This is a genomic window from Pseudomonas sp. 18-147 (genome assembly GCF_051048045.1).
In the GTDB taxonomy this organism is placed as follows: domain Bacteria; phylum Pseudomonadota; class Gammaproteobacteria; order Pseudomonadales; family Pseudomonadaceae; genus Pseudomonas; species Pseudomonas aeruginosa.
Map to the genome: position 1 here is coordinate 76,142 of NZ_CP182296.1, position 22,617 is coordinate 98,758.

Annotated in this window: 16 protein-coding genes and 1 pseudogene; 15 read left to right on the top strand and 2 right to left on the bottom strand. The window is 63.3% G+C overall.

Annotation, left to right across the window (positions count from 1 at the left end):
• The first annotated feature begins 112 nt into the window (after positions 1-112).
• The 11 genes and pseudogenes from tpsA2 (at position 113) to ACM0M4_RS00395 (ending at position 16,654) form a co-directional block, all read left to right on the top strand.
• Positions 113-10,645, top strand: a complete 10,533-nt coding sequence (gene tpsA2 / locus ACM0M4_RS00345) for a two-partner secretion system putative hemagglutinin TpsA2 (protein ID WP_049688261.1) — start codon at positions 113-115, stop codon at positions 10,643-10,645.
• Entirely contained in the window at positions 10,642-11,112 is a 471-nt protein-coding gene (locus ACM0M4_RS00350; RefSeq protein WP_153274314.1) for a hypothetical protein, read from the top strand. Before tpsA2 ends, ACM0M4_RS00350 begins: the two co-directional genes overlap by 4 nt.
• A gap of 106 nt (positions 11,113-11,218) precedes the next feature.
• Positions 11,219-11,920 carry a transposase gene (locus tag ACM0M4_RS00355; protein WP_023083833.1) on the top strand — a complete coding sequence of 234 codons (702 nt, stop codon included), beginning with the start codon at positions 11,219-11,221 and terminating at the stop codon, positions 11,918-11,920.
• A 76-nt stretch (positions 11,921-11,996) separates the two neighbouring features.
• The gene (locus ACM0M4_RS00360) at positions 11,997-12,938 is read left to right on the top strand and encodes a hypothetical protein (RefSeq protein WP_023131438.1); all 942 of its coding nucleotides are present in this window, start codon (positions 11,997-11,999) and stop codon (positions 12,936-12,938) included.
• Complete coding sequence (locus ACM0M4_RS00365) at positions 12,935-13,252, top strand: hypothetical protein (protein WP_019485604.1); 318 nt, start codon at positions 12,935-12,937, stop codon at positions 13,250-13,252. The genes ACM0M4_RS00360 and ACM0M4_RS00365 overlap by 4 nt, the downstream gene beginning before the upstream one ends.
• 230 nt (positions 13,253-13,482) lie before the next feature.
• Positions 13,483-14,175, top strand: coding sequence for a transposase (locus tag ACM0M4_RS00370; RefSeq protein WP_034082442.1), 693 nt, complete (start codon positions 13,483-13,485; stop codon positions 14,173-14,175).
• 78 nt (positions 14,176-14,253) lie between these two features.
• A complete protein-coding gene (locus tag ACM0M4_RS00375; RefSeq protein ID WP_071535845.1) occupies positions 14,254-14,589 on the top strand; it encodes a DNA/RNA non-specific endonuclease in 336 nt (111 codons plus the stop codon).
• The gene (locus tag ACM0M4_RS00380) at positions 14,589-14,918 is read left to right on the top strand and encodes a hypothetical protein (protein ID WP_049347895.1); all 330 of its coding nucleotides are present in this window, start codon (positions 14,589-14,591) and stop codon (positions 14,916-14,918) included. Before ACM0M4_RS00375 ends, ACM0M4_RS00380 begins: the two co-directional genes overlap by 1 nt.
• A 327-nt stretch (positions 14,919-15,245) precedes the next feature.
• A complete protein-coding gene (locus tag ACM0M4_RS00385; protein ID WP_170954362.1) occupies positions 15,246-15,665 on the top strand; it encodes a hypothetical protein in 420 nt (139 codons plus the stop codon).
• A 217-nt stretch (positions 15,666-15,882) separates the two neighbouring features.
• Positions 15,883-16,046 (top strand): annotated as a pseudogene (locus ACM0M4_RS00390) (transposase); the annotation flags it as partial.
• Between the two features lie 212 nt (positions 16,047-16,258).
• On the top strand, positions 16,259-16,654 hold the full coding sequence (locus tag ACM0M4_RS00395) for a hypothetical protein (protein ID WP_003083536.1): 396 nt from the start codon (positions 16,259-16,261) through the stop codon (positions 16,652-16,654).
• Between the two features lie 270 nt (positions 16,655-16,924).
• Here ACM0M4_RS00395 and ACM0M4_RS00400 read toward each other — a convergent pair whose 3' ends face one another.
• On the bottom strand, positions 16,925-18,334 hold the full coding sequence (locus ACM0M4_RS00400) for an MgtC/SapB family protein (RefSeq protein WP_003122278.1): 1,410 nt from the start codon (positions 18,332-18,334) through the stop codon (positions 16,925-16,927).
• A 163-nt stretch (positions 18,335-18,497) separates the two neighbouring features.
• Here ACM0M4_RS00400 and exoT point away from each other — a divergent pair, with 163 nt between their 5' ends.
• From exoT to ACM0M4_RS00420, 4 genes are all read left to right on the top strand, one after another.
• On the top strand, positions 18,498-19,871 hold the full coding sequence (exoT, locus tag ACM0M4_RS00405) for a T3SS effector bifunctional cytotoxin exoenzyme T (RefSeq protein WP_003104308.1): 1,374 nt from the start codon (positions 18,498-18,500) through the stop codon (positions 19,869-19,871).
• A gap of 495 nt (positions 19,872-20,366) precedes the next feature.
• A complete protein-coding gene (locus ACM0M4_RS00410) occupies positions 20,367-21,053 on the top strand; it encodes a CsgG/HfaB family protein (RefSeq protein ID WP_003104306.1) in 687 nt (228 codons plus the stop codon).
• A 30-nt stretch (positions 21,054-21,083) separates the two neighbouring features.
• Positions 21,084-21,437, top strand: coding sequence for a DUF4810 domain-containing protein (locus ACM0M4_RS00415; RefSeq protein WP_003083569.1), 354 nt, complete (start codon positions 21,084-21,086; stop codon positions 21,435-21,437).
• Positions 21,434-22,099, top strand: a complete 666-nt coding sequence (locus ACM0M4_RS00420) for a DUF799 domain-containing protein (protein ID WP_003083573.1) — start codon at positions 21,434-21,436, stop codon at positions 22,097-22,099. Before ACM0M4_RS00415 ends, ACM0M4_RS00420 begins: the two co-directional genes overlap by 4 nt.
• Before the next feature lie 14 nt (positions 22,100-22,113).
• On the opposite strand, the gene ACM0M4_RS00425 is transcribed toward ACM0M4_RS00420, so the two are convergent.
• Entirely contained in the window at positions 22,114-22,497 is a 384-nt protein-coding gene (locus tag ACM0M4_RS00425) for a helix-turn-helix domain-containing protein (protein ID WP_003104304.1), read from the bottom strand.
• Positions 22,498-22,617 lie beyond the last annotated feature (120 nt).

Sequence of the window (22,617 nt, forward strand, 5' to 3'; positions counted from 1 at the left end):
AGACGCGGCGACCTCCTGAACGCTTTAGGAAAGCGCCTACCTGCATCGAGGCCCTTTCCTTGGAAAACCTTGCTTAACCTCGCCGGGCCCCTACCCGCCAAGGAGTAACGATATGGACATCCGCAGCCCGCTGAACCAGTGCATCGCCCTGTCCCTGGCCGGCATCCTGTTCCTCAACCCGATCGTCGCCGCGGCGGCGGGGCTGGCGCTGGACAAGGCCGCCGGCGGCAACACCGGCCTGGGCCAGGCGGGCAACGGCGTGCCCATCGTCAATATCGCCACGCCCAACGGCGCCGGGCTGTCGAACAACCATTTCCGCGACTACAACGTCGGCGCCAACGGGCTGATCCTCAACAACGCCACCGGCAAGACCCAGGGTACCCAGCTCGGCGGGATCATCCTCGGCAACCCCAACCTCAAGGGCCAGGCGGCGCAGGTGATCCTCAACCAGGTCACCGGCGGCAACCGCAGCACCCTGGCCGGCTACACCGAGGTGGCCGGGCAGTCGGCGCGGGTGATCGTCGCCAACCCGCACGGCATCACCTGCCAGGGCTGCGGCTTCATCAACACGCCGCGCGCGACCCTCACCACCGGCAAGCCGATCATGGACGGCCAGCGCCTGGAGCGCTTCCAGGTGGACGGCGGCGACATCGTCGTCGAAGGCGCCGAACTGAACGTCGGCAACCTCGAACAGTTCGACCTGATCACCCGCAGCGCCAAGCTCAACGCCAAGCTCTACGCGAAGAACCTCAACATCGTCACCGGCCGCAACGACGTCCAGGCCGACAGCCTGCAGGCCACGCCGCGCGCCGCCGATGGCAGCGAGAAGCCGCAGCTGGCGATTGACAGCTCGGCCCTGGGCGGGATGTACGCCGGGGCGATCCGCCTGGTCGGCACCGAGCAGGGCGTGGGGGTGAAGCTGGCCGGCGACATGGCCGCCAGCGGCGGCGACATCCGCATCGACGCCAGCGGCAAGCTGAGCCTGGCCCAGGCCTCCAGCCAGGGCGACCTGAAGATCGCGGCCCAGGCCGTGGAGCTGAATGGCAAGACCTACGCCGGCGGCAGCGCCGAGATTCGCAGCGCGGAGGAACTGGTCAACCGGCAGAGCCTGGCGGCGCGCGAACGCATCGCGCTGGACGCCGCGCGCCTCGACAACGCCGGGGTGATCGAAGCCGGCGTCGAGCCGGACGAGCGGCGCAACGCGCGCGGCGACCTCGAGCTGCGCAGCGGCACCCTGCGCAACGCCGGCAGCCTGGTGGCCAGCCGCGCGCTGGAAGCGAAGGCGAGCCAGGCGCTGGACAACCAGGGCGGCAGCCTGAAGGGGGCGACCGTCCGGGTCGACGGCGGACACCTGGACAACCGTGGCGGCAAGCTGCTCGCCGAGGGCGAACTGCGGGTCGAGGCGAGCAGCCTGGACAACCGCCAGGACGGCCTGTTGCAGAGCCGGGACCGCGCCGTGGTCAAGACCCGTGGCGATCTCGACAACCGTGGCGGCCAGGTGATCGGCCTGAACGATCTGGAGGTCGGCGCGGCGACGCTCGACAACGGCCAGCAAGGCCTGCTCGGCAGCCAGCAGTCCACCCGCGTCAGCGCCCAGGCGCTGGTCAACCGGGGGGACGGCGAAGTCTCCGGCAAGCGCGTCGAGGCTCGCGTCGGTAGCCTCGACAATCGCGGCGGCAAGCTGATCGGCGACGACCTGCTGGTGGTCGCCAGCGGTGCCATCGACAACCGCCTCGGCTTGTTCTCCGCAGCCAACCGCCTCGACCTGCGGGCGCGCAGCCTGGACAACAGCGGCAAGGGCACGCTGAGCAGCCGGGGCGGCCTGGAGGTCAGCCTCGGCGGCCTGCTGGACAACCGCGATGAAGGCAACCTGCTCAGCCAGGGCGCGCAGCGCGTGACGGTGGGGCAACTGGACAACCGCGCTGGCGGCCTGCTGTCGAGCCGCAGCGAGTTGAACGTCCACGGCGCCAGCCTGGACAACCGTGGCGGCGTGCTGGTGGCCGACGCCGGCCTGAGCGCCACGGGAGGCGCCTTCGACAACCGCGACGGCGGCAGCGCCAGCGGCAAGGCTGGCGTGCGCGTGGAGGTCGCCAGCCTGCGCAACGACCAGGGTGGCAAGCTGCTCAGCGATGGCCGCCTGGACCTCGCAGCGAACGCCGTCGGCAACGCCGGAGGGCGTATCGCCGCCAAGGGCGACCTGCAGGCGACGCTTGGCAGCCTGGCCCAGCAAGGTGGCGAACTGGTCAGCGAAAAGACCCTGAAGGTCGCGGCCGACACGCTCGACAACAGCCAGTCCGGGCTGATCGCCGCGAATGGCGGCATCGCTATCGAGGCGCGGCAGGTCGACAACCGCGCCGGCGAGATTTCCAGCACCTCGAAGGTCGCCGTGAACGCCCGCGAGCAACTGGACAACCGCGGCGGCAAGGTCATCGGCGACAGCGGCCTGCGCCTCACCGTGCAGCGCCTGCTGAACCAGGCCAAGGGGGTGCTGGCCGGGCGCGACGGCCTGAGCCTGGACGGCGGCGAACTGTTCAACGGCGACGGCGGTCGGCTCGACAGCCAGAACAGCCTGAGCGTGAGCCTCGGCGGCGTGCTGGACAACCAGGGCGGCGCGCTGGTCAGCGAAGGCAGCCTGACGGCGCGCGTCGCGCGCCTGGACAACCGTGGCGGAACCTTCTCCAGCGCCGGTGCGCTGGCGCTGACCAGCCAGGCCGCGCTGGACAACCAGGGCGGCAGGCTGCTCAGCGATGCCGGCGTGACGCTGAAGGGCGCCAGCCTCGACAACAGCCGTTCCGGCGTGATCAGCGCCAAGGGTGCGGTGGATATCCGCACCGGCGTGCTGGACAACAGCCGCAACGGCGGCATCGGCAGCAACGCCGGCATCACCCTGGTGGCCGCCCGGCTGGACAACGGCCAGCAGGGCCGGATCAGCGCCAAGGGCCTGCTCGACGCCAACCTGAAAGGCCTCGACCAGCGCGGAGGCGGCGTTCTGGTCAGCGAAACCGGCGTCACCCTCGACCTCAATGGCGGCACGCTGGTCAACCGCGACGGCGGCCTGATCGCCACGCCCGGCGCGCTGCTGCTGCGCCAGCTCGGCGCGGTGGACAACGGCGCCGGCGGGGAAATCTCCAGCGACCGCGCCTTCACCCTCGCCGCCGCCAGCCTGGACAACCGCGGCGGGCGCCTGATCGGCGCCGACAGCCTGACCCTGCGCATCGCCCAGGCCCTGGACAACAGCCTGGCCGGGGTGATCTCCGGCGCCGCCGGCCTGGACATCGCGGCCGCTCGCCTGGACAACAGCGCCAAGGGCACCCTGGCCAGCCGCGCCGGCATCGACCTGCGCGTCGATGGCGCGCTGGACAACCACGCCGAAGGCACCGTTTCCGGCGCCCGCCTGACGCTCGCCAGCGCCTCGCTGGACAACAGCGGCAAGGGCCTGCTCTCTGGCAACGCCGGCCTGAGCGTCGTCACTGGTGCGCTGGACAACGCCGAGGGTGGCCAACTGATCAGCCAGGGCGTGCTGGACGTCAGCAGCGCCGACCTCGACAACCGTGGCGGCGCCCTCAGTGGCAAGCAGTCGCTGCGCCTGAGCGCCGCCAACCTGGACAACCGTGGCGGCCTGCTCACCAGCGACGGCGAACTGGAACTGACGGCAGGGCGCGTCGATTCCGCCGACGGCGGCGAAATCTCCGCCCGGGGCGACCTGCGCCTGACGGTCGAGCGCCTGGTGCAACGCCAGGGCCGGCTGATTGGCGAGCGCGGCGTCAGTCTCGACCTGCGGGGCGGCGACCTGGACAACCAGGGCGGCCTGATCAGTGCCCGCGGCCCGCTGAGCATCGAGCGGCTGAACGTCCTCGACAACCGCCAGGGCGGCGAGATTTCCAGCCAGCAGGGCTTCGAGCTGCTGGCCAGGCGCATCGACAACGGCCAGCAGGGGCGCATCATCAGCGCCGGGAAACTGCGCCTGGACGCCGACGCGCTGGGCAACGCCGGCGCCGGCCTGCTCTCCGGATGGCAGGGCCTGACGGTGACAGGCGGGAGCCTGGACAACAGCGCCGGCGGCACCCTTTCGAGCAAGGACGGCGAGCTGGCCATCAGCCTCGGCGGCGCGCTGGACAACCACGGCCAGGGCGCCCTGGTCAGCAAGGGCGCGCAACGGATCGACGCCGCCAGCCTGGATAACGCCCAGGGCATCGTCTCCGGCGAAAGCGACGTGACCCTGAGCATCGTCGGGAAGCTGGACAACGGCCAGGGCGGCCTGGTCTCGGCGCAGCGCGCGCTGAGCTTCGAGCGCGACGATACGCTGCTGAACAACGCCGGCGGCCGGATCAACGGCGGCAGCCTGCTGCTCAAGGGCGCCAGCCTGGATAACAGCGACGGCCAGTTGATCAGCCAGGGCCGGCTCGACGCCATCCTCGGCGGCGCCCTGGTCAACACCGGCGCGGCGCGCCTGGCCAGCGGCGGCGACCTGCTGCTGCGCAGCGCCAGCGTCGACAACCGCGGCGGCAAGCTGGTCAGCCAGGGGCTGCTGGAGATCACCACCGGCAGCCTCGACAACAGCGCCTCCGGCACCCTCGCCAGCCAGGCCGGCATGAGCCTGCGCCTGGGCGGCGGCGCCCTGCGCAACCAGCAGGACGGCCTGATCTTCAGCCAGGCCGGCGCCCTCGACGTGCAGGCTGGCAGCCTGGACAACCGCCAGGGCACGCTCCAGGCCCAGGGCGACAACCGGCTGCGTATCGGCGGCGCGCTGGACAACCAGGGCGGCCGCCTGGACAGCCGGGCCGGCAACCTCGACCTGCAGAGCGGCAGCCTCGACAACGGCGCCGGCGGCGTGCTCAACAGCGCCAAGGGTTGGCTGACGCTGGTCACCGGGCTGTTCGACAACAGCGCCGGCGTCACCCAGGCGCAGTCGCTGGAGATTCGCGCCGGGCAAGGCGTGCGCAACCAGCAGGGCCATCTCTCGGCGCTGGGCGGCGACAACCGCATCGTCACCGCCGACTTCGACAACCAGGGTGGCGGCCTCTACGCCAGCGGCCTGCTCAGCCTCGACGGCCAGCGTTTCCTCAACCAGGGCGCGGCGGCGGGTCAGGGCGGCAAGGTCGGCGCCGGGCGCATCGACTTCAGCCTGGCCGGCGCGCTGGCCAACCGCTTCGGCCAGTTGGAAAGCGAAAGCGAGCTGCACCTGCGCGCCGCCGCGATCGACAACAGCGGCGGCAGCCTGCGCGCCCTCGGCCGCAGCGGCAGCACGCGGCTGGTCGCTGGCGGCCTGAACAACGCCTACGGCGTGCTGGAAAGCGCCAACCAGGACCTCGACCTGCAACTGGGCAGCCTGGCCAACGCCGGCGGGCGCATCCTCCACACCGGCAATGGCACCTTCGGCCTGGATTCCGGGCAGGTGATCCGCGCCGGCGGCGAACTGACCACCAATGGCCTGCTGGACATCCGCGCCAGCGAATGGACCAACAGCAGCGTGCTGCAAGCCGGACGCCTGAACCTGGACATCGGCACCTTCCGCCAGACGGCCGAGGGCAAGCTGCTGGCGGTGCAGTCCTTCACTGGCCGCGGCGGCGACTGGAGCAACGACGGCCTGCTGGCCAGCGACGGCAGCTTGCGCCTCGAGCTGAGCGGCGGCTACCGTGGCAACGGCCGCGCCACCAGCCTCGGCGACTTCGCCCTGAACGCCGCCAGCCTCGACCTCGGCAATGCCGCCAGCCTCGCCGGCGGCGCCAATGTCACGCTCGGCGCCGGCAACCTGCTGGTCAACCGTGGGCGGATCACCGCCGCCGGCGACCTCGTGGCCAGCGCCGCGAGCCTGAACAACTACGGCACCCTGGGCGGCGGCGGCAACCTGCGATTGAACGCGCCCGCCCTGCTCAACGAGCGCGGGTTGCTGTTCAGTGGCGCCGACATGACCCTGCGCGCCGGCGACATCACCAACCTCTACGGGGATGTGTACAGCCTCGGCAGGCTGGATATCGCCCGCGACGATGCCGGCAACCGTGCCGCCAGCCTGCGCAACCTTTCCGGGGTGATCGAGAGCGGCAAGGACTTCAGCCTGCGTGCCAGCCTGATCGAGAACCGTCGCGCCGTGCTGGAAAGCAAGTCGGGCCTGTACACCGCGAAGATGGAGCAGACCGCCTGCATCGAAGGCGTCAACGCGGGCGACTGCAGCGGCAAGCGAAACGCCATCTGGACCATCACCCAGCGCGACAAGACCGAGGTCACCGCCAGCAGCGCCATGGGGCAACTGCTGGCCGGAGGCGACTTCGCCATCGACGGCGGCACCCTGAACAACCTTTCCAGTCTGATCGGCAGCGGCGGCAACCTCACCGCCAACCTCGAAGTCCTCGACAACCAGGGCCTGGAAACCGGCGAGCTGGAAACCATCCGCGTGCTGCGTACCGCTCGCGGCGGCGATATCGGCGGCATCGACCAGAAGTCGCGCAACTTCACCAACCTCTACTGGTACCAGAGCGCCAATTTCGACCCGGCGCGCGCGGGCGAGATCCCCGCCGCGCTCAACGCGATCCTCAGCGACTGGTCCTTCGAGTACGAATTCCCGAGCAAGGGGCCGACCCCGATCAGCAGTGGCGACCAGTCCTACGCAGCGGTGATCCAGGCCGCCGGCGATGTCACGGTCAATGCCAGCACGCGCATCGACAACGGCGTCACCCGCCCCGGCTACACCTTCGTCGGCAGCGGCCGCCAGGTGGGCGACAGCGCGGTGGGCGGCAGCGGGGTTTCGGTGGTCGTGCCGCTGACCTCGCAACTGCCGCCCGACCTGGCGCGGCGCCAGGTCAACCCGGTTACCCTGCCCGGCTTCAGCCTGCCCCAGGGTGACAACGGCCTGTTCCGTCTCAGCTCGCGCTTCGCCGAGGACGGCAATGGCAGCGCCGCGCTCGGTGCCGGCGCCGACCGCACCCAGGGCGGTAGCGGCGTCTCGGTCGGCCAGCAGGGCGCCGGCAACGCCGCCGGTACCTGGCAGGGCCAGGGCGTGCGAGTCGACGGCCTGGCTGGCGCGGCCAACGTCCAGGGTCAGGGCGGCAGCACGCTCGGCGGTAGCCTGCCGGGCGTCGCCCGGGTCCAGGGCGTGCCCGGCAACGCCACGCCGAGCGCCAGCCACAAGTACCTGATCGAGACCAACCCGGCGCTCACCGAGCTGAAGCAGTTCCTCAACTCGGACTACCTGCTCAGCGGCCTGGGCATGAACCCGGACGATAGCAAGAAGCGCCTCGGCGACGGTCTCTACGAGCAGCGGCTGATCCGCGACGCGGTGGTGGCGCGCACCGGCCAGCGCTACATCGACGGGCTGAGCAGCGACGAGGCACTGTTCCGCTACCTGATGGACAACGCCATCGCTTACAAGGACAAGCTCCAGCTGCAACTGGGCGTGGGTCTGAGCGCGGAGCAGATGGCGGCGCTGACCCACGACATCGTCTGGCTGGAAGAGGTCGAGGTGAACGGCGAGAAGGTCCTCGCGCCGGTGGTCTACCTGGCCCAGGCGGAGGGTCGGCTGGCACCCAACGGTGCGCTGATCCAGGGCCGCGACGTGAAGCTGGTGAGCGGCGGCGACCTGCATAACGTCGGCACCCTGCGCGCGCGGAACGACCTCTCGGCGACGGCCGACAACCTCGACAACAGCGGCCTGATCGAGGCCGGCAAGCGCCTCGACCTGCTCGCCGGCGACTCGATCCGCAACCGCCAGGGCGGGGTCATCGCCGGGCGCGACGTGAGCCTCACCGCGCTGACCGGCGACGTGATCAACGAACGCAGCGTGACCCGCTACGACAGCGCGCTCGACGGCCGCACCTGGGAACGCAGCTTCGCCGACAGCGCCGCGCGGGTGGAGGCGGCGAACAGCCTGAACGTCCAGGCCGGACGCGACATCGCCAACCTCGGCGGGGTGCTGCAGAGCCGCGGCGACCTCAGCCTCGACGCCGGACGCGACGTCACCGTCGCCGCCGTCGAGGACCGCCAGGGCCAGACCCGCTGGAGCACGTCGCGGCTACAGAGCGTGACCCAGCTCGGCGCCGAAGTCAGTGCCGGGCGGGACCTGAACGTCAGCGCCGGGCGCGACCTCAGCGCAGTGGCCAGCGCCCTCGAAGCGCGCCGCGACATCGCCCTCTCCGCCGGGCGCGACGTGACCCTGGCGGCGGCGGCGAACGAGGAGCATGCCTACAGCAAGACCAGGAAGGTCACCTACCAGGAAGACAAGGTTGCCCAGCAAGGCACCCGCGTGGACGCCGGCGGCGACCTGGCGATCAATGCCGGACAGGCCCTGCGCCTGATCGCGAGCCAGGCCAGCGCCGGCGACGAGGCCTACCTGGTGGCCGGCGACAAGCTGGAACTGCTGGCCGCCAACGACAGCAACTACTACCTGTACGACAAGAAGAAGAAAGGCGACTTCGGCCGCAAGGAAACCCGGCGCGACGAAGTCACCGACGTCAAGGCGGTGGGCAGCCAGATCAGCAGCGGCGGCGACCTCACCCTGCTCAGCGGCGGCGACCAGACCTACCAGGGCGCGAAGCTGGAATCGGGCAACGACCTGGCCATCGTCAGCGGCGGCGCGGTGACCTTCGAGGCGGTGAAGGACCTGCACCAGGAAAGCCACGAGAAGAGCAAGGGCGACCTGGCGTGGCAGTCGTCGAAGGGCAAGGGCCAGACCGACGAAACCGTGCGCCAGAGCCAGATCGTGGCCCAGGGGAATCTGGCGATCAAGGCCGTGGAAGGGCTGAAGATCGACCTCAAGCATATCGACCAGAAGACCGTGAGCCAGACCATCGACGCGATGGTGCAGGCGGATCCGCAACTGGCGTGGCTGAAGGAGGCCGAGCAGCGCGGGGATGTGGACTGGCGCATGGTGCAGGAGGTGCACGATAGCTGGAAGTACAGTAACTCGGGCATGGGGCCGGCGACGCAGATAGCTGTCGCCATCGCGGCGGCAGCCATCGGTGGCATGGCGGCAGCGGGAGCGCTCAGTGGAGCAGGAGTGGGTGCCAGTAGCTTCGCCATGGGCGCAGGAGTTGGTGCGGCAGGAAGCCTGTCGGGCACGGCAGCGGTCAGCCTGATCAACAACAAGGGCGATCTCGGGAAGGTGCTGAAAGACAGCTTCAGTAGCGACAGTCTGAAGCAGATTGCTATTGCGAGCCTGACCGGGGGGCTGACGGCTGAGTACTTCGACGGGATTCTTCAGACCAAGACTGATCCGCTTACTGGAAAGGTCACGGTAGACCTCAGCAGCCTATCTGGTGTTGGTCGCTTCGCTGCCAATCAGGCGATGCAGAACGCTACATCCACTGTACTGAGCCAGGCCTTGGGCCAGGGCGGGAGCCTGAACGAGGCGCTGAAGAGCGCGCTCTACAACAGTTTCGCGGCGGCAGGTTTCAACTTCGTCGGCGATATCGGCCAGGAATACAGCCTGAAGCCAGGCGATCCTTCGATGGTGACCATGCACGCCCTGATGGGTGGCCTGGCGGCGCAGGTCAGCGGTGGCGATTTCGCCACGGGCGCCGCGGCGGCTGGCGCCAATGAAGCGCTGGTGGCCAAGCTAGACCAGGCCTTCAAGAGCTTGAGCCCTGAGAACCGTGAAGCCATGGTCACTATGGGGTCGCAATTGGTTGGTGTTCTGGCTGCGGCGGTACGCGATCCCGATGCGACAGGCAAAGCTCTGGAAAGCGCTGCTTGGGTAGCGAAGAACTCGACGCAATACAACTTCCTCAACCATCAGGATGTGGCCGATCTGGATAATGCCTTGCAGAAATGCAAGTCCCAGGGAAATTGCCGTCAGGTAGAGGAAGAGTTCAAGGCGCGTAGCGACGAGAACCGGCGGAGGTTGAATGGCTGCGTGGCTGTGGGTAATTGCGCGGAGATTCGTGCGGAGATCGATGCGGGGTCTACGGCTCTCAACGAGCTGGTGGCCCGGCAGGAAACAGCTAATCCGGGAGGAAGTGACAGCGATATAGCCTACGGTTTCCTGATGGGCCGAAATGTTGTCGACTGGACGACGGCTGGTCAGTTGCACCTGGAGCAGACCGCCAACCTCTGGTGGAACGGTAATCCACAGTGGCAGAAGGAAGTCGGTGCATACCTGGACCAGACGGGGTTCAATCCGTTCGGAATCGGCGTTCCGGCAATGGGCGGTGCCGCTGGCAAGGTAACGGCCAAGGCGCTCATGAATGCGCTGAAGGCGGGAGAGTTGCCCAAAGGAGAGGTGGCCCCAGGAAAGGCTAATCTGCCTACCATTGGGGCGTTGGCGGATGCTGAGGCGGGAATGCCTTATACGCATCCGGTGAAAGAAGCAACTAAAACAAAAATACCAAATCCTCCTCGTGCAGAAGGGAACTTTACTGGTGGCCCCTTAGAAAATGCTATTAAGACTAGCGGTAGGTTTAAGCTAGATGGTGGGCCAGCCAATGGAGTGCTATATAGATCTGATAATAAGGGGAATGTTACAAGTTATGCTGTATATGACTCGACTGGCATGATTATTAAAAGGGTCGATGTAAGCGGGGCTTCGCATGCAAACATACCCACGCCTCATGTAATAGAATATGGTAGAAATATATTGCCAGACGGAAGTGTTAGAGTACAATCTCCATCAACTAAATTAGCTCCGCGCCCTGCTAATTCGGATGAGATACCATGAAAAAAATAGTGTCTTTTAAAGATTTAAAGTGTTTGAGTAATTATGAGTTATGGAGGTCCGGCTGGGAGAATAAGAATGAGATTGATGTATTTTCATATATTTCCTATGAAATCAGGCCAGAAGACTTATTGATCTTAGGGAAATTGGTTTTTCCTGATTTTATCTTGGATAGGGGGGCGGTAATACTGGAGATGAATTATGAGGAAAAAAAATTTAATGACTGGATGGAAAGATTAGAAAATGATATCCAGTCTGTAGAGAGATTCATTAATCATACCCATATTTATGATATTTTTTCCGGGTGCAATGAGGATGTAGAAGATGAAATTTTTGAGCAGCTTGCTCATATGCTTTCTCTATCATGGCGCTTAATTTTAAAAGAGAAATTTCCAGATAGAGATTTTTCGGTTTTGCTATCTTGCTCAGATCAAGATTATGGCCCTACTATTACTTTTTTTCAGAAATAAATATACTTTATTAAATAAAGAATAAATAAAGGGGTAGATTTATTTTACCTACTCTAATTTTCTAAGCAGGGAGGCTTCAGCGCAGACGCCGTAAGGAGGCTCCGCGATGCCTAGGCAAGGGCGAGTGGTTTTACCGAATTATCCGCTTCACGTGGTCCAGCGGGGACACAATCGGCAAGTGGTATTCGCCGAGGACGAGGACTACCAGCGTTACCTCTCCGATCTACGGGACCTCAAGGATGCCTTTGGTATCAAGGTCTACGCATTTTGCCTGATGACCAACCATGTCCATCTGCTCTTGGCGCCTGGTGATTCGCTGTCTGGCTTGGCGCGACTGATGAAAACGCTGGCGGCGCGCACGACACGATATCGGAATCGCTTGGAGGGCCGTTCCGGAACATTGTGGGAAAGTCGCTATAAATCGAGTGTCGTACAGAGCGATGCCTACCTGCTGGCGTGTTGCCGGTACATCGAGCTTAACCCTGTTCGGGCGCGGATGGTGGACGATGTGGCGGCCTATCCCTGGTCAAGTTATGGGCTGCGGGCGGATTGGTTGAAGGAGCCAAACTGGTTGGATATGGATCCCTGCTTCATTGAGCTAGGTCAGACGGCCGAAGAGAGATATCGGCGATACGTAACGTTCATGAAAGAGGCGATACCGGCCGAGGAATTGAGGCTGATTCGCGAGGCGGTTCAGCGTGGACAACTGACGGGCAATCAACGGTTCGTGGACGAGATCGAGCGGGTAGCCGGGGTGAGAATAGAGCGGCGTGGGCAAGGGCGGCCGAGATTAGAGCAGGGAAAATAAATCTGTCCCCTTTTTTCTTCAGGAAAATGGGCTGAGCGAGGACACCGCCCGCAAAGAGCTTCTCAGCACGGCCGCCATGATGGTGGACAATGGCTGGAACCAGGCCTTGGCCGGCACAGACATCAACGCTGCCCGGGCTGCTCAGTATCTGCGTACGGAGCTGGGCACAGGCCCGGACAGCAATCTCTTCCAGGTGACCCAGGCTGACTACTACAACGAGCGGGTGGGGCTGACGGCGCTATTCAAGAACAAGGAGGCCCTGACCAGCGTTCTGGAAAACATAGCCCTAGCGAATCCCGCGAGCTATACGAGGGACCCCGCGAACCGTGCGGAAGTGCTGAATGCCAAAGGTGAAGGTAGCCAAGCGGGCTTTGGGCTGGCACTGGAAGGGATCGTCAGCGCGCCTTCAAAAACTGCCTTGTGGTTGATGGGTGCGCTAACCTGTTCAAGCTGTGCGGAGCGGGATATCCAGAACGCTTGGAACTCGGTTGCCTCGTTACCTGAAGACATCCGTATGAAAGGCTATCTGGATGCCTTGCACACCATGCAAGGCCAGGGTGCCAGCGTGGTGCGGGACAACGCCGCGAGTTCGACTGCATTGGGAGTTGAGGTTGGGCTGGCCATTGATGGAGGGTTGGCAGGGGCAGGCAAGGGCGTCGTTACGGATGGTCCGAAAGGAATACTTACACTGAAAGATTTTCCTGATGTCTCTACCAAGATAAGCCAGAAGCAGCTTCGCCATATTGCTGGAACACAGCAGCTTGAGGCACGGGGAGGCGGTGGTTTCTTAAACAGTGTCTCTGATGCTCAAAAAGTGCTTGATGCCTACCATACCGGCCAAGTGAAAATCCTAGGGAGAAATGCTCAGGGATTCCCAGTAGTCAAGTTTGAGGGCGTTACTGGAACTAACGTTAATCTCGGTGTTGGTATAACTGATCAGGCAACCAATGTATTTATTATCAAGGGCACAAAGAGTCCAAGTATTGTCCCTACAAATCCAAACTGGAGTCCCAAATGAGTAGCCAGCCAACGTTGGAAGAATGGAATTTTCAAGTGTTAATGCTAATTCAAGCGTTGGTAGGTGCGATATCTGCCAATTTTAGAATGATTGCATTGTTATGGGATGGCGATGAGTGGGTATTGAGATTTTATCTTGAAGAGAGCAACGAAGAGGACGTTGAGGAGATTGAGGATGTTGTTTGCCAATATACGGCATATCAGGGCTCTAGTTTGAGATGCAGGTCTGAGTTGATCGTGGGGCGTGAACGCCTTCCGGGGCTTTCGGAGGTGGGTAGGGTTGTATACCGTCGCAGAGAGTCTTTTGATATTTAGTTGGGGCAAAAGGTAGCTCCGGCGCAGAAAGTGCTATCAATCAAGGCAGGCTTAATTCTCAGCTCCTGTCTGAGGAGGTTGCGAATGGCCACGCGTTCCAGAAACATTTAGTCGAACGGCAAGAGTTTGTTGATCTTGCGCCAACAGCATAAAGGGGACAGATTTATTTTCCCTACTCTAATTTTCTAAGCAGGGAGGCTCCAGTGCAGACGCCGTAAGGAGGCTCCGCGATGCCTAGGCAAGGGCGAGTGGTTTTACCGAATTATCCGCTTCACGTGGTCCAGCGGGGACACAATCGGCAAGTGGTATTCGCCGAGGACGAGGACTACCAGCGTTACCTCTCCGATCTACGGGACCTCAAGGATGCCTTTGGTATCAAGGTCTACGCATTTTGCCTGATGACCAACCATGTCCATCTGCTCTTGGCGCCTGGTGATTCGCTGTCTGGCTTGGCGCAACTGATGAAAACGCTGGCGGCGCGCACGACACGATATCGGAATCGCTTGGAGGGCCGTTCCGGAACGTTGTGGGAAAGTCGCTATAAATCGAGTGTCGTACAGAGCGATGCCTACCTGCTGGCGTGTTGCCGGTACATCGAACTGAACCCTGTTCGGGCGCGGATGGTGGACGATGTGGCGGCCTATCCCTGGTCAAGTTATGGGCTGCGGGCGGATTGGTTGAAGGAGCCAAACTGGTTGGATATGGATTCCTGCTTCATTGAGCTAGGTCAGACGGCCGAAGAGAGATATCGGCGATACGTAACGTTCATGAAAGAGGCGATACCGGCCGAGGAATTGAGGCTGATTCGCGAGGCGGTTCAGCGTGGACAACTGACGGGCAATCAACGGTTCGTGGACGAGATCGAGCGGGTAGCCGGGGTGAGAATAGAGCGGCGTGGGCAAGGGCGGCCGAGATTAGAGTAGGGAAAATAAATCTGTCCCCTTTTTTCTTATCAGACAGATAGTCTTGGGCGTGTTGAGAAGGTTGAGTCCAACCTCTCGCTGACGAAGAGTGACCGGAATACTTATCAGCAGTGCATTGCTGGTAAATGCGGGGTTAGTGGCGATGAAGGTGGCCATCTGATTGCAAGTATCTTCAATGGGCCAGGTGAGAAGCTGAACCTGCTTCCCATGAATGGGAACTTGAATAAAGGTGCCTGGAAGTCCATGGAGAACACTTGGTCATCTGCGCTCAAGCAAGGGCAGATGGTCAGTGTGAAAATTGAGCCTGTCTATTCTGGCTCATCTGTGCGTCCTGATAGATTTACTGTCAGATACTCTATTGATGGTGGTCGCCCTGTCATTGTCGATTTCAAAAACTCACCGGGTGGTATTTGATGGGCGATCAAGAGTTATATCAGAAAATTGGACAGCTTTTAGTCGATGCTGGCCCAGCGGATGCTAGGGAAATAATAGTTCGGGCGGAGCTTTTCTCAGAGGGCGATGGAGGGAAGTATGAGTTTGACTATGTTGATCAGTCTGGTGAGTTGAACTGGTTTGATCCGGATGGGCGTGCTGTAGGGGATTTGACAGAGTTGCTGGTCCAATTGCGCGATTATTTTTCAGCCAACAATTTGACCGCTGGAGAGGGGGGGTGGTCTGGATGTGTAATTAAATTACACGTTGATGAAATGAAATTTGGTATTGCATTCAACTACGGTAAGTAGTGTTGTTTTCAATAAAAATAGCCCCGGCACTCCCGGGGCTATTGAATCGGCGGCGACGGTGGCAAAACGTTCAGTTCTGGGCGTGACTGCCCTATGATCGGCCTTAGCCATGGTCAGCTCCTTCTTAGCTGCTTGTGGTTAGCGGGCCGTAGGTGTTGACGCACCTACGGCCCGCGTCTTTTTGCACCGAATGAAAGGGACAGATTTATTTTCTCTACTCTAAATTTTCTGAGCATGGAGGCTCCAGCGCAGATGCCGTAAAGGAAATTCGCGATGCCTAGGTAAGGGCGCATGGTTTAGCGAATTATTTGCTTTGAGCGTTTCAGAGTGGGCGCAGTCGCCGAAATTAGAGTAGTAAAAATAAATCTGTCCCCTTTTTTTGTCAAAAAAATATTTTTCTGCTTTTTGGTAGCCCAAAAAAATAAATTTGAGATCTCCTCGGTTTATGAGGTTGATCTGCTTGAAGTTAATTTTACTGAGATAGAGAATAGGCTGTGTTCTTTATATGAAGAGCATGTTTTAGTTGGAGAGGTAGGTAGAATAGTAGCTTTTTCAGATATGGTCTCATGGGTTCTGTATGAAGAGGTTTTAGAAGAGATAGGGGTTTTGGTTATGTTGGATGAAACGAAATCTGTATATTCAAATTTTGATTTTGGCGAGTTCGTTAGTAGAGAGTTTATGATGGAGCAGGCTGATTTGGGTTTATACCGGAAAGAGTACGTAGATAAACTTATTTCTAATTATTAACATAAAGGAAGAATTTTTATTTTCCCTATCCTAATTTCTGAACACGGAGGCTCCAGCGCAGGTTCCGTCAAGGGGGCAAGATGCCTAGGTAAGGGAGAATGGTTTAGCGAGTTATTTGCTTTGAGTGTTTCTGCGTGGCGCAGTTTCTGAAATTAGCAGCATAAAGGGGACAGATTTATTTTCCCTACTCTAGTTTTCTAAGCAAGGAGGCTCCGCGATGCCTAGGCAAGGGCGAGTGGTTTACCGAATTATCCGCTTCACATGGTCCAGCGGGGACACAGTCGCCAAGTGGTATTCGCCGAGGACGAGGACTACCAACGCTACCTCTCCGATCCTCAAAACCTCGAGGATGCCTTCGATAACAAGCTCCATGCATTTTGCTGAATAACCACCCATATCCATCTGCTCCTGGCGGCTTGCCGACCCTCCTTTCTACTGCCCCGTCGCACAGCGCCCCAATGTACTAGTACACCGGAAACCGCCGTCTCCCGTTGAACGGGCGGGCCCCGGCCCCCTACCATTCGCAGCACACCGACCCGCGCAAAGGGAGCGGGATGCCGCGTAGGCAGGCCGCCATGGAAGGAGAAGCAAATATGCCGGTACTGGCTCTGAGACTCACCGCCCTGGCGGCCCTTGCGATCAGCGTGTCGGGGTGCGTCATGGAGGCCTATGGCAGTCGCGCGCGTAGCGATGCGCAATCCTGGATCGGCTTGCCGATCCAGGACGTGATCAAGCGCTTCGGCGAGCCGGAACGCGTGACGGGGGATGCCGCCAGGCAGAAGTACGTGTGGAAGGAGTACGAGAACTATAGCCACGACTACGACTACACCTACTACGAGCAGGGCCATGGCAATACGCCCAACAGCTCGGTCCTGAACCAGAAGACCGGCACGGCCAACCAGAGCGGCTATTACACCTGCATCTACGAGTTCTTTGCCGACGCCTCGGGCAGGGTGGTCGATGCGACCGCGCGGGGTGAGTGCCGCTAGTTCCGGGCGCCCTTCACGCTGCAAAGGGCGATTGGCTCAGCCAGCCACCGCCTTGTCTCCGACGTCGCAGAGACGCCTCAGTCCAACGCGGAGGCGTCCCCTCCCCTCGCTCCGCCGTGATCGCCAGGCCGCCCTGCCTCACCCGGGTCCTGGTCCGGTCCTTGGCCTTGAAACCCGGCCGTTGCAGCCAGTAGCCGCGCAGGTTGATGCGGGGCGCCAGGCGGTTGTCGTCGCGTTCGTCCAGCGGCGCTCCGGGGTTTCCCCGGCGCCTCACAGCAGGATCAGCAGCGCTCCTACCAGCAGCCCCGCCAGGCTGAAGGGTAGCGTTTGCAGGGCCAGCCGCTTGCCGCCCACCAGCACGACCAGGCCGGCCTTGACCAGGCTGTTGCTCAGGGCGGCAAGGGCGATGCCGCGGCTGGCCACGCCTGGATCGAGTTCGCCCTGCGCCGCGCGGGCCAGGGACAGGGTGATCGCGTCGACGTCGGCGAGGCCGGAGAGCAGCGCGACCGCGTAGATGCCGGCATCGCCGAACAGCCGCCGGCCGACCTCCACCAACAGCAGGATCGCGCTCAGCAGGGCGGCGAAGCGCAGGGCCGGGAGCAGTTCGAAGGGGTTGCGCAGGCCTGGCTCGTCGGGCGCCTCCTGGCTGGCGCGGCCGCCGCGCAGGGCGTGGAACAGCGTGCCGCCAAGGTAGACGAGGGTGGTGGCGGCGAATGGCAGGGCCAGTTCCTTCAGCAAGGCCGGGTGGATCGCGCCGATCTCGACGAGGATGCGCGGGAACATCAGCGCCGAGGTCGCCAGCAGGGCGCACGCCAACAGGGCGTCGGGCATGCGCTCGCGCAGGCGCGCCAGGGTCAGGGTCATCACTGTGGAGGACACCAGGCCGCCGAGCACCGCGGTCAGCAACAGGCCCTTGCGCGAGCCGATCAGGCGGATGGCCAGGTAGGCGGAGAAACCGAGGGCGGCGATCAGCACCACCATCCACCAGGTCAGGTAGGGATTGAAGAACGCCCAGGGACCATAGCCCTGGTTGGGCAGCACCGGCAGCAGGACCACGGAAATGAACAGCAGCTTGAGGGTGCCCGATAGCTCCTCGGCGGTCAGGCGCTTCAGCAGGGCGTGGAGCTTGTCCTTGAGGCTCAGCAGCAGGGTCAGCACGATGCCGCCGGCGGCAGCCAGCAGGCGCTGTTCGGTGAGGGCGAGGCTGCCGAGGAGGAAGGTCATCAGTAGGGCGATCTCGGTGGTCATGCCCTGGTCGCCGCCACGCCTGACATCGCTCACGTAGCCGGCCACGGCCAGCGCCGCGAGGGCCAGCAGCAAGGCTACCCAGACTGCGCTGCCCAGTTCGCCCGCGAGCAGGGTGGCGAAGCCGCCGAGCAGGCCGGCCAGGCTGAAGGTGCGGATTCCGGCGATCTGCCGCGCATCTTCGTGGTCGCGCTCCTGCCAGCCGCGCTCGGCGCCGATCAGGAGGCCGATGGCCAGGGCCGTGCACAGGCTCAACAACAGATCCAGGGAAAGCGTCATGCTCGATTCCATTCGCCGGGAGAGAGGATGGCGACGTGCCTGTGCGCACCATAGCAGCAGACGACCCCGAGGCGCCCGCACGGCGGTGCGCCGTCCACCAAGAGCCCGTCGCTGCCGCCGATATCCATCGGGTTCTCCGCCCCGGTGTAGGCGCACGGGAGCTGGCGTAGGGAAAGTCCGCTGTTTTTCGGCCGCTGACGGTTCTCTTTCCGCGTGCTCCGACGGCCGCCAACAGTAAAAAAACCACGGCCAATCCTGATAGGCGGAGGGGCGCCTCGTTCCTAGACTGGCGGGGAAACATCAGGAGACGTCAATCATCATGCATATTCAATCATCTCAGCAGAACCCGTCTTTCGTGGCTGAGTTGAGCCAGGCCGTGGCCGGGCGCCTGGGACAGGTCGAGGCCCGCCAGGTGGCCACTCCCCGGGAGGCGCAACAACTGGCCCAGCGCCAGGAAGCACCGAAGGGCGAGGGCCTGCTCTCCCGCCTGGGGGCCGCCCTCGCGCGTCCCTTCGTGGCGATCATCGAGTGGCTGGGCAAACTGCTGGGGAGCCGTGCCCACGCCTCCACCCAGGCGCCGCTCTCCCGTCAGGACGCGCCGCCTGCCGCCAGTCTCTCGGCCGCCGAGATCAAGCAGATTATGCTGCAAAAGGCACTGCCCCTGACCTTGGGCGGACTTGGCAAGGCGAGCGAGCTGGCGACTTTGACAGCGGAGAGGCTGGCGAAGGATCACACGCGCCTGGCCAGCGGCGACGGCGCCCTGCGCTCGCTGGCCACCGCCCTGGTCGGGATTCGCGATGGCAGCCGGATCGAGGCTTCCCGTACCCAGGCTGCCCGCCTGCTCGAACAGAGCGTTGGGGGGATCGCGCTGCAACAGTGGGGGACCGCGGGCGGTGCCGCCAGCCAGCATGTACTCAGCGCAAGCCCGGAGCAACTGCGCGAAATCGCCGTCCAACTGCATGCGGTAATGGACAAGGTCGCCCTGTTGCGCCACGCGGTAGAGAGCGAGGTAAAGGGCGAGCCTGTCGACAAGGCGCTGGCGGATGGACTGGTGGAGCACTTCGGGCTGGAGGCGGAGCAGTACCTCGGCGAACACCCGGACGGGCCGTACAGCGATGCCGAGGTGATGGCGCTCGGTCTCTATACCAACGGCGAGTACCAGCACCTGAATCGTTCCCTGCGTCAGGGGCGAGAGCTGGATGCTGGCCAGGCGTTGATCGACCGGGGCATGTCTGCCGCGTTCGAAAAGAGCGGACCGGCTGAACAGGTCGTGAAGACCTTCCGCGGCACCCAGGGCAGGGATGCCTTCGAGGCGGTGAAAGAGGGCCAGGTCGGCCACGACGCCGGCTATCTCTCCACCTCCCGGGACCCCAGCGTTGCCAGGAGCTTCGCGGGCCTGGGCACGATAACCACCCTGTTCGGCAGATCCGGGATCGATGTCAGCGAGATATCGATCGAGGGCGATGAGCAGGAGATCCTCTACGACAAGGGGACCGACATGCGCGTGCTTCTCAGCGCCAAGGATGGGCAGGGTGTGACCCGTCGGGTGCTCGAAGAGGCCACGCTGGGGGAACGGAGCGGCCACGGCGAGGGACTGCTCGATGCCCTGGACCTGGCAACCGGGACGGATCGTTCAGGCAAGCCCCAGGAACAGGACCTGCGCCTGAGAATGCGCGGCCTCGACCTGGCCTGACCGGTCGACGGCAGAGACGGACACTCCCAAGGGGTGTCCGTTTTCGTTTGCGCCGTACAGCGTCGGGCGCAATGGGCGGCAAGGATGCCTGGCTGGCTGCCACCGGTGGGTGGCGGACACCGGTGCCCGGCGTCCCACCTCGATCCTGCGAACGAGACGCAGTCAGAATTCTCCGAGTATGCTTCCTGCATAACGAAACGATCGGAATAACTGTGGTAACTTTGCCGCCCACCGAGATGGCCTATTGATGGCTCATACGGTTCGTGCATCGCTTCCCGCACGATTCTTTCGGATTTCCAAGGCCGGCCGGGAGCGCCGGTTGATCGACGCATTCGTATTTCAAGGAAAGAAATCGTGGCCACCCCATTTCGCCCCTCGCCTTGGCGCGCCGCCGTGCCGCCTGGCCTTCCTCGATTTTCACTACGCCCTCTTTTCCGCACACGGGGCGGCTAGAAGCCGCTCCGCGTCGATAGCGTTTTTTTCCAGGAGAACCCCATGAGTCACAGCGCCAAGAAAACACTACTGCCGCTCCTCGCCGTTGCCACCCTGGCCGGCCTGGCGGGCTGCGCCACCGAGACCTCCACCGCGTTGCCGGTACAGCAGGTCGAGAGCGTCAACCGACCCTACAGCGGCGTGCGTTCGCCGATTGCGGTAGGCAAGTTCGACAACCGCTCCAGCTACATGCGCGGGATCTTTTCCGATGGCGTCGACCGCCTCGGCGGCCAGGCCAAGACCATTCTCATCACCCACCTGCAGCAGACCAATCGCTTCAACGTGCTGGACCGCGACAACATGAGCGAGATCCAGCAGGAAGCGGCGATCAAGGGCCAGGCCCAGCGCCTGAAGGGTGCCGACTACGTGGTGACCGGCGACGTCACCGAGTTCGGCCGCAAGGAAGTCGGCGACCGCCAGCTGTTCGGCATCCTTGGCCGCGGCAAGTCGCAGATCGCCTACGCCAAGGTGGCGCTGAACATCGTCAACATCTCTACCTCGGAGGTCGTCTATTCGACCCAGGGCGCTGGCGAGTACGCCCTGTCCAACCGCGAGGTGATCGGCTTCGGCGGCACCGCCAGCTACGACTCGACCCTCAACGGCAAGGTTCTCGACCTGGCCATGCGCGAGGCGGTGAACAAGTTGGTCAACGCGGTCGATAGCGGGGCCTGGAAGCCACAGAACCAATAATCCACCAGAAACCAGGGAATCACGGCACACATGAGCAAGACGATCACATGGACGGCGGCGCTGCTGGGGAGCATGGCGCTGGCCGGGTGCAGCGGACCGAAGACGCTGTACCAGTGGGAGGGCTACCAGGCCCAGGTCCACGAATACTTCAAGGGTGAATCCAAGGAGGCCCAGGCGCAGGCGCTGGAAGCCGACCTCGAGAAGATCCGGGCGAAGAACGGCGCGGTACCGCCGGGCTACCACGCCCAGCTGGGGCTGCTCTATTCCAGCATCGGCAAGGACGACCAGATGGTCCGCGAGTTCGAGACCGAGAAGGCGCTGTTTCCCGAGTCGGCGACCTACATGGACTTCCTCCTGAACAACGCCCGTGGAGGTGCCCGTTGAAACTCGCCCGACTGTCCGGCCTGGTGGCCGGTTTCACCCTGCTGGCCCTGCTCGGCGGCTGCGCGCCGACCAAGAGCGTCGATTACTCGGCGTTCAAGCAGGCCAAGCCGCGCTCGATCCTGGTCCTGCCGCCGCTGAACGAGTCGCCCGACGTGAAGGCGACCTACAGCATGCTCTCGCAGGTCACCTTCCCGCTGGCCGAGGCCGGCTACTACGTGGTGCCGGTGGCGCTGGCCGACGAGACCTTCCGCCAGAACGGCCTGACCAGCGCCGGCGACGTGCACCAGGTGTCCCCGGCCAAGCTGCGCGAGATCTATGGCGCCGACGCGGCGCTGTACGTCACGGTGAGCGACTACGGCACGCGCTACATGGTGATCAGCAGCGCGACCATCGTCACCGCCAGCGCCAAGCTGGTCGACCTGCGATCCGGCACCACCCTGTGGACCGGCTCGGCGACCGCCTCCAGCGAGGAAGGCAACGGCGGCAACAACGGCGGCCTGGTGGGCATGCTGATCACCGCGGCGGTCAAGCAGATCATCAACAGTTCGGTGGAGGACGCCGGTTATCCGATCGCCGGGATGACCAGTGCGCGCCTGCTCTCGGCCGGCCAGCCGGGCGGACTGTTGTACGGCCCGCGCTCGCCGAGGTACGGCAGCGACTGAGCCGTGCGCCGGGGCTACGGGGACGTTTCCGTGGCCTCGGCGCAAGCCGCCGGGAGGGGCTTGGCCGCTGCGTTGCGCTTGGCCATGTACTGGCGGATCAGGTCGTCGAGCAACGCCCGGATGGCGCGCCGCTCGTCCAGCCGCAGGCGGCCGATGGCCTCGAACTGCAGGCGCAGGTCTTCCGGTAGCGCCTGCCGCTCGCTGCGCTCGCAGACCAGCCAGTCGAGGGGCACCGCGAAACGTCCGGCGATGGTTTGCAGCACCACCAGCGACGGGTGCCCGCCCTTGGTTTCGAAGTGCCGCAACTGGCTCACGGTGACGCCCAATCGCTCGGCCATCTGCCGTTGGGTCAGGGCGTTCTGCTGGCGTAGGCGTAGGAGATTCTGCGCGAAGCTCATGGAAAACTCTCCAAGTCAGGGGAAATCCTTGCCACCGCCCCGGTGATGCGGGCGATGGCGGTTGTCTCCATCATCGGCGTTCGCACTCTTCGACTCTGCCCTACCGTTCCGGCGCGGGCC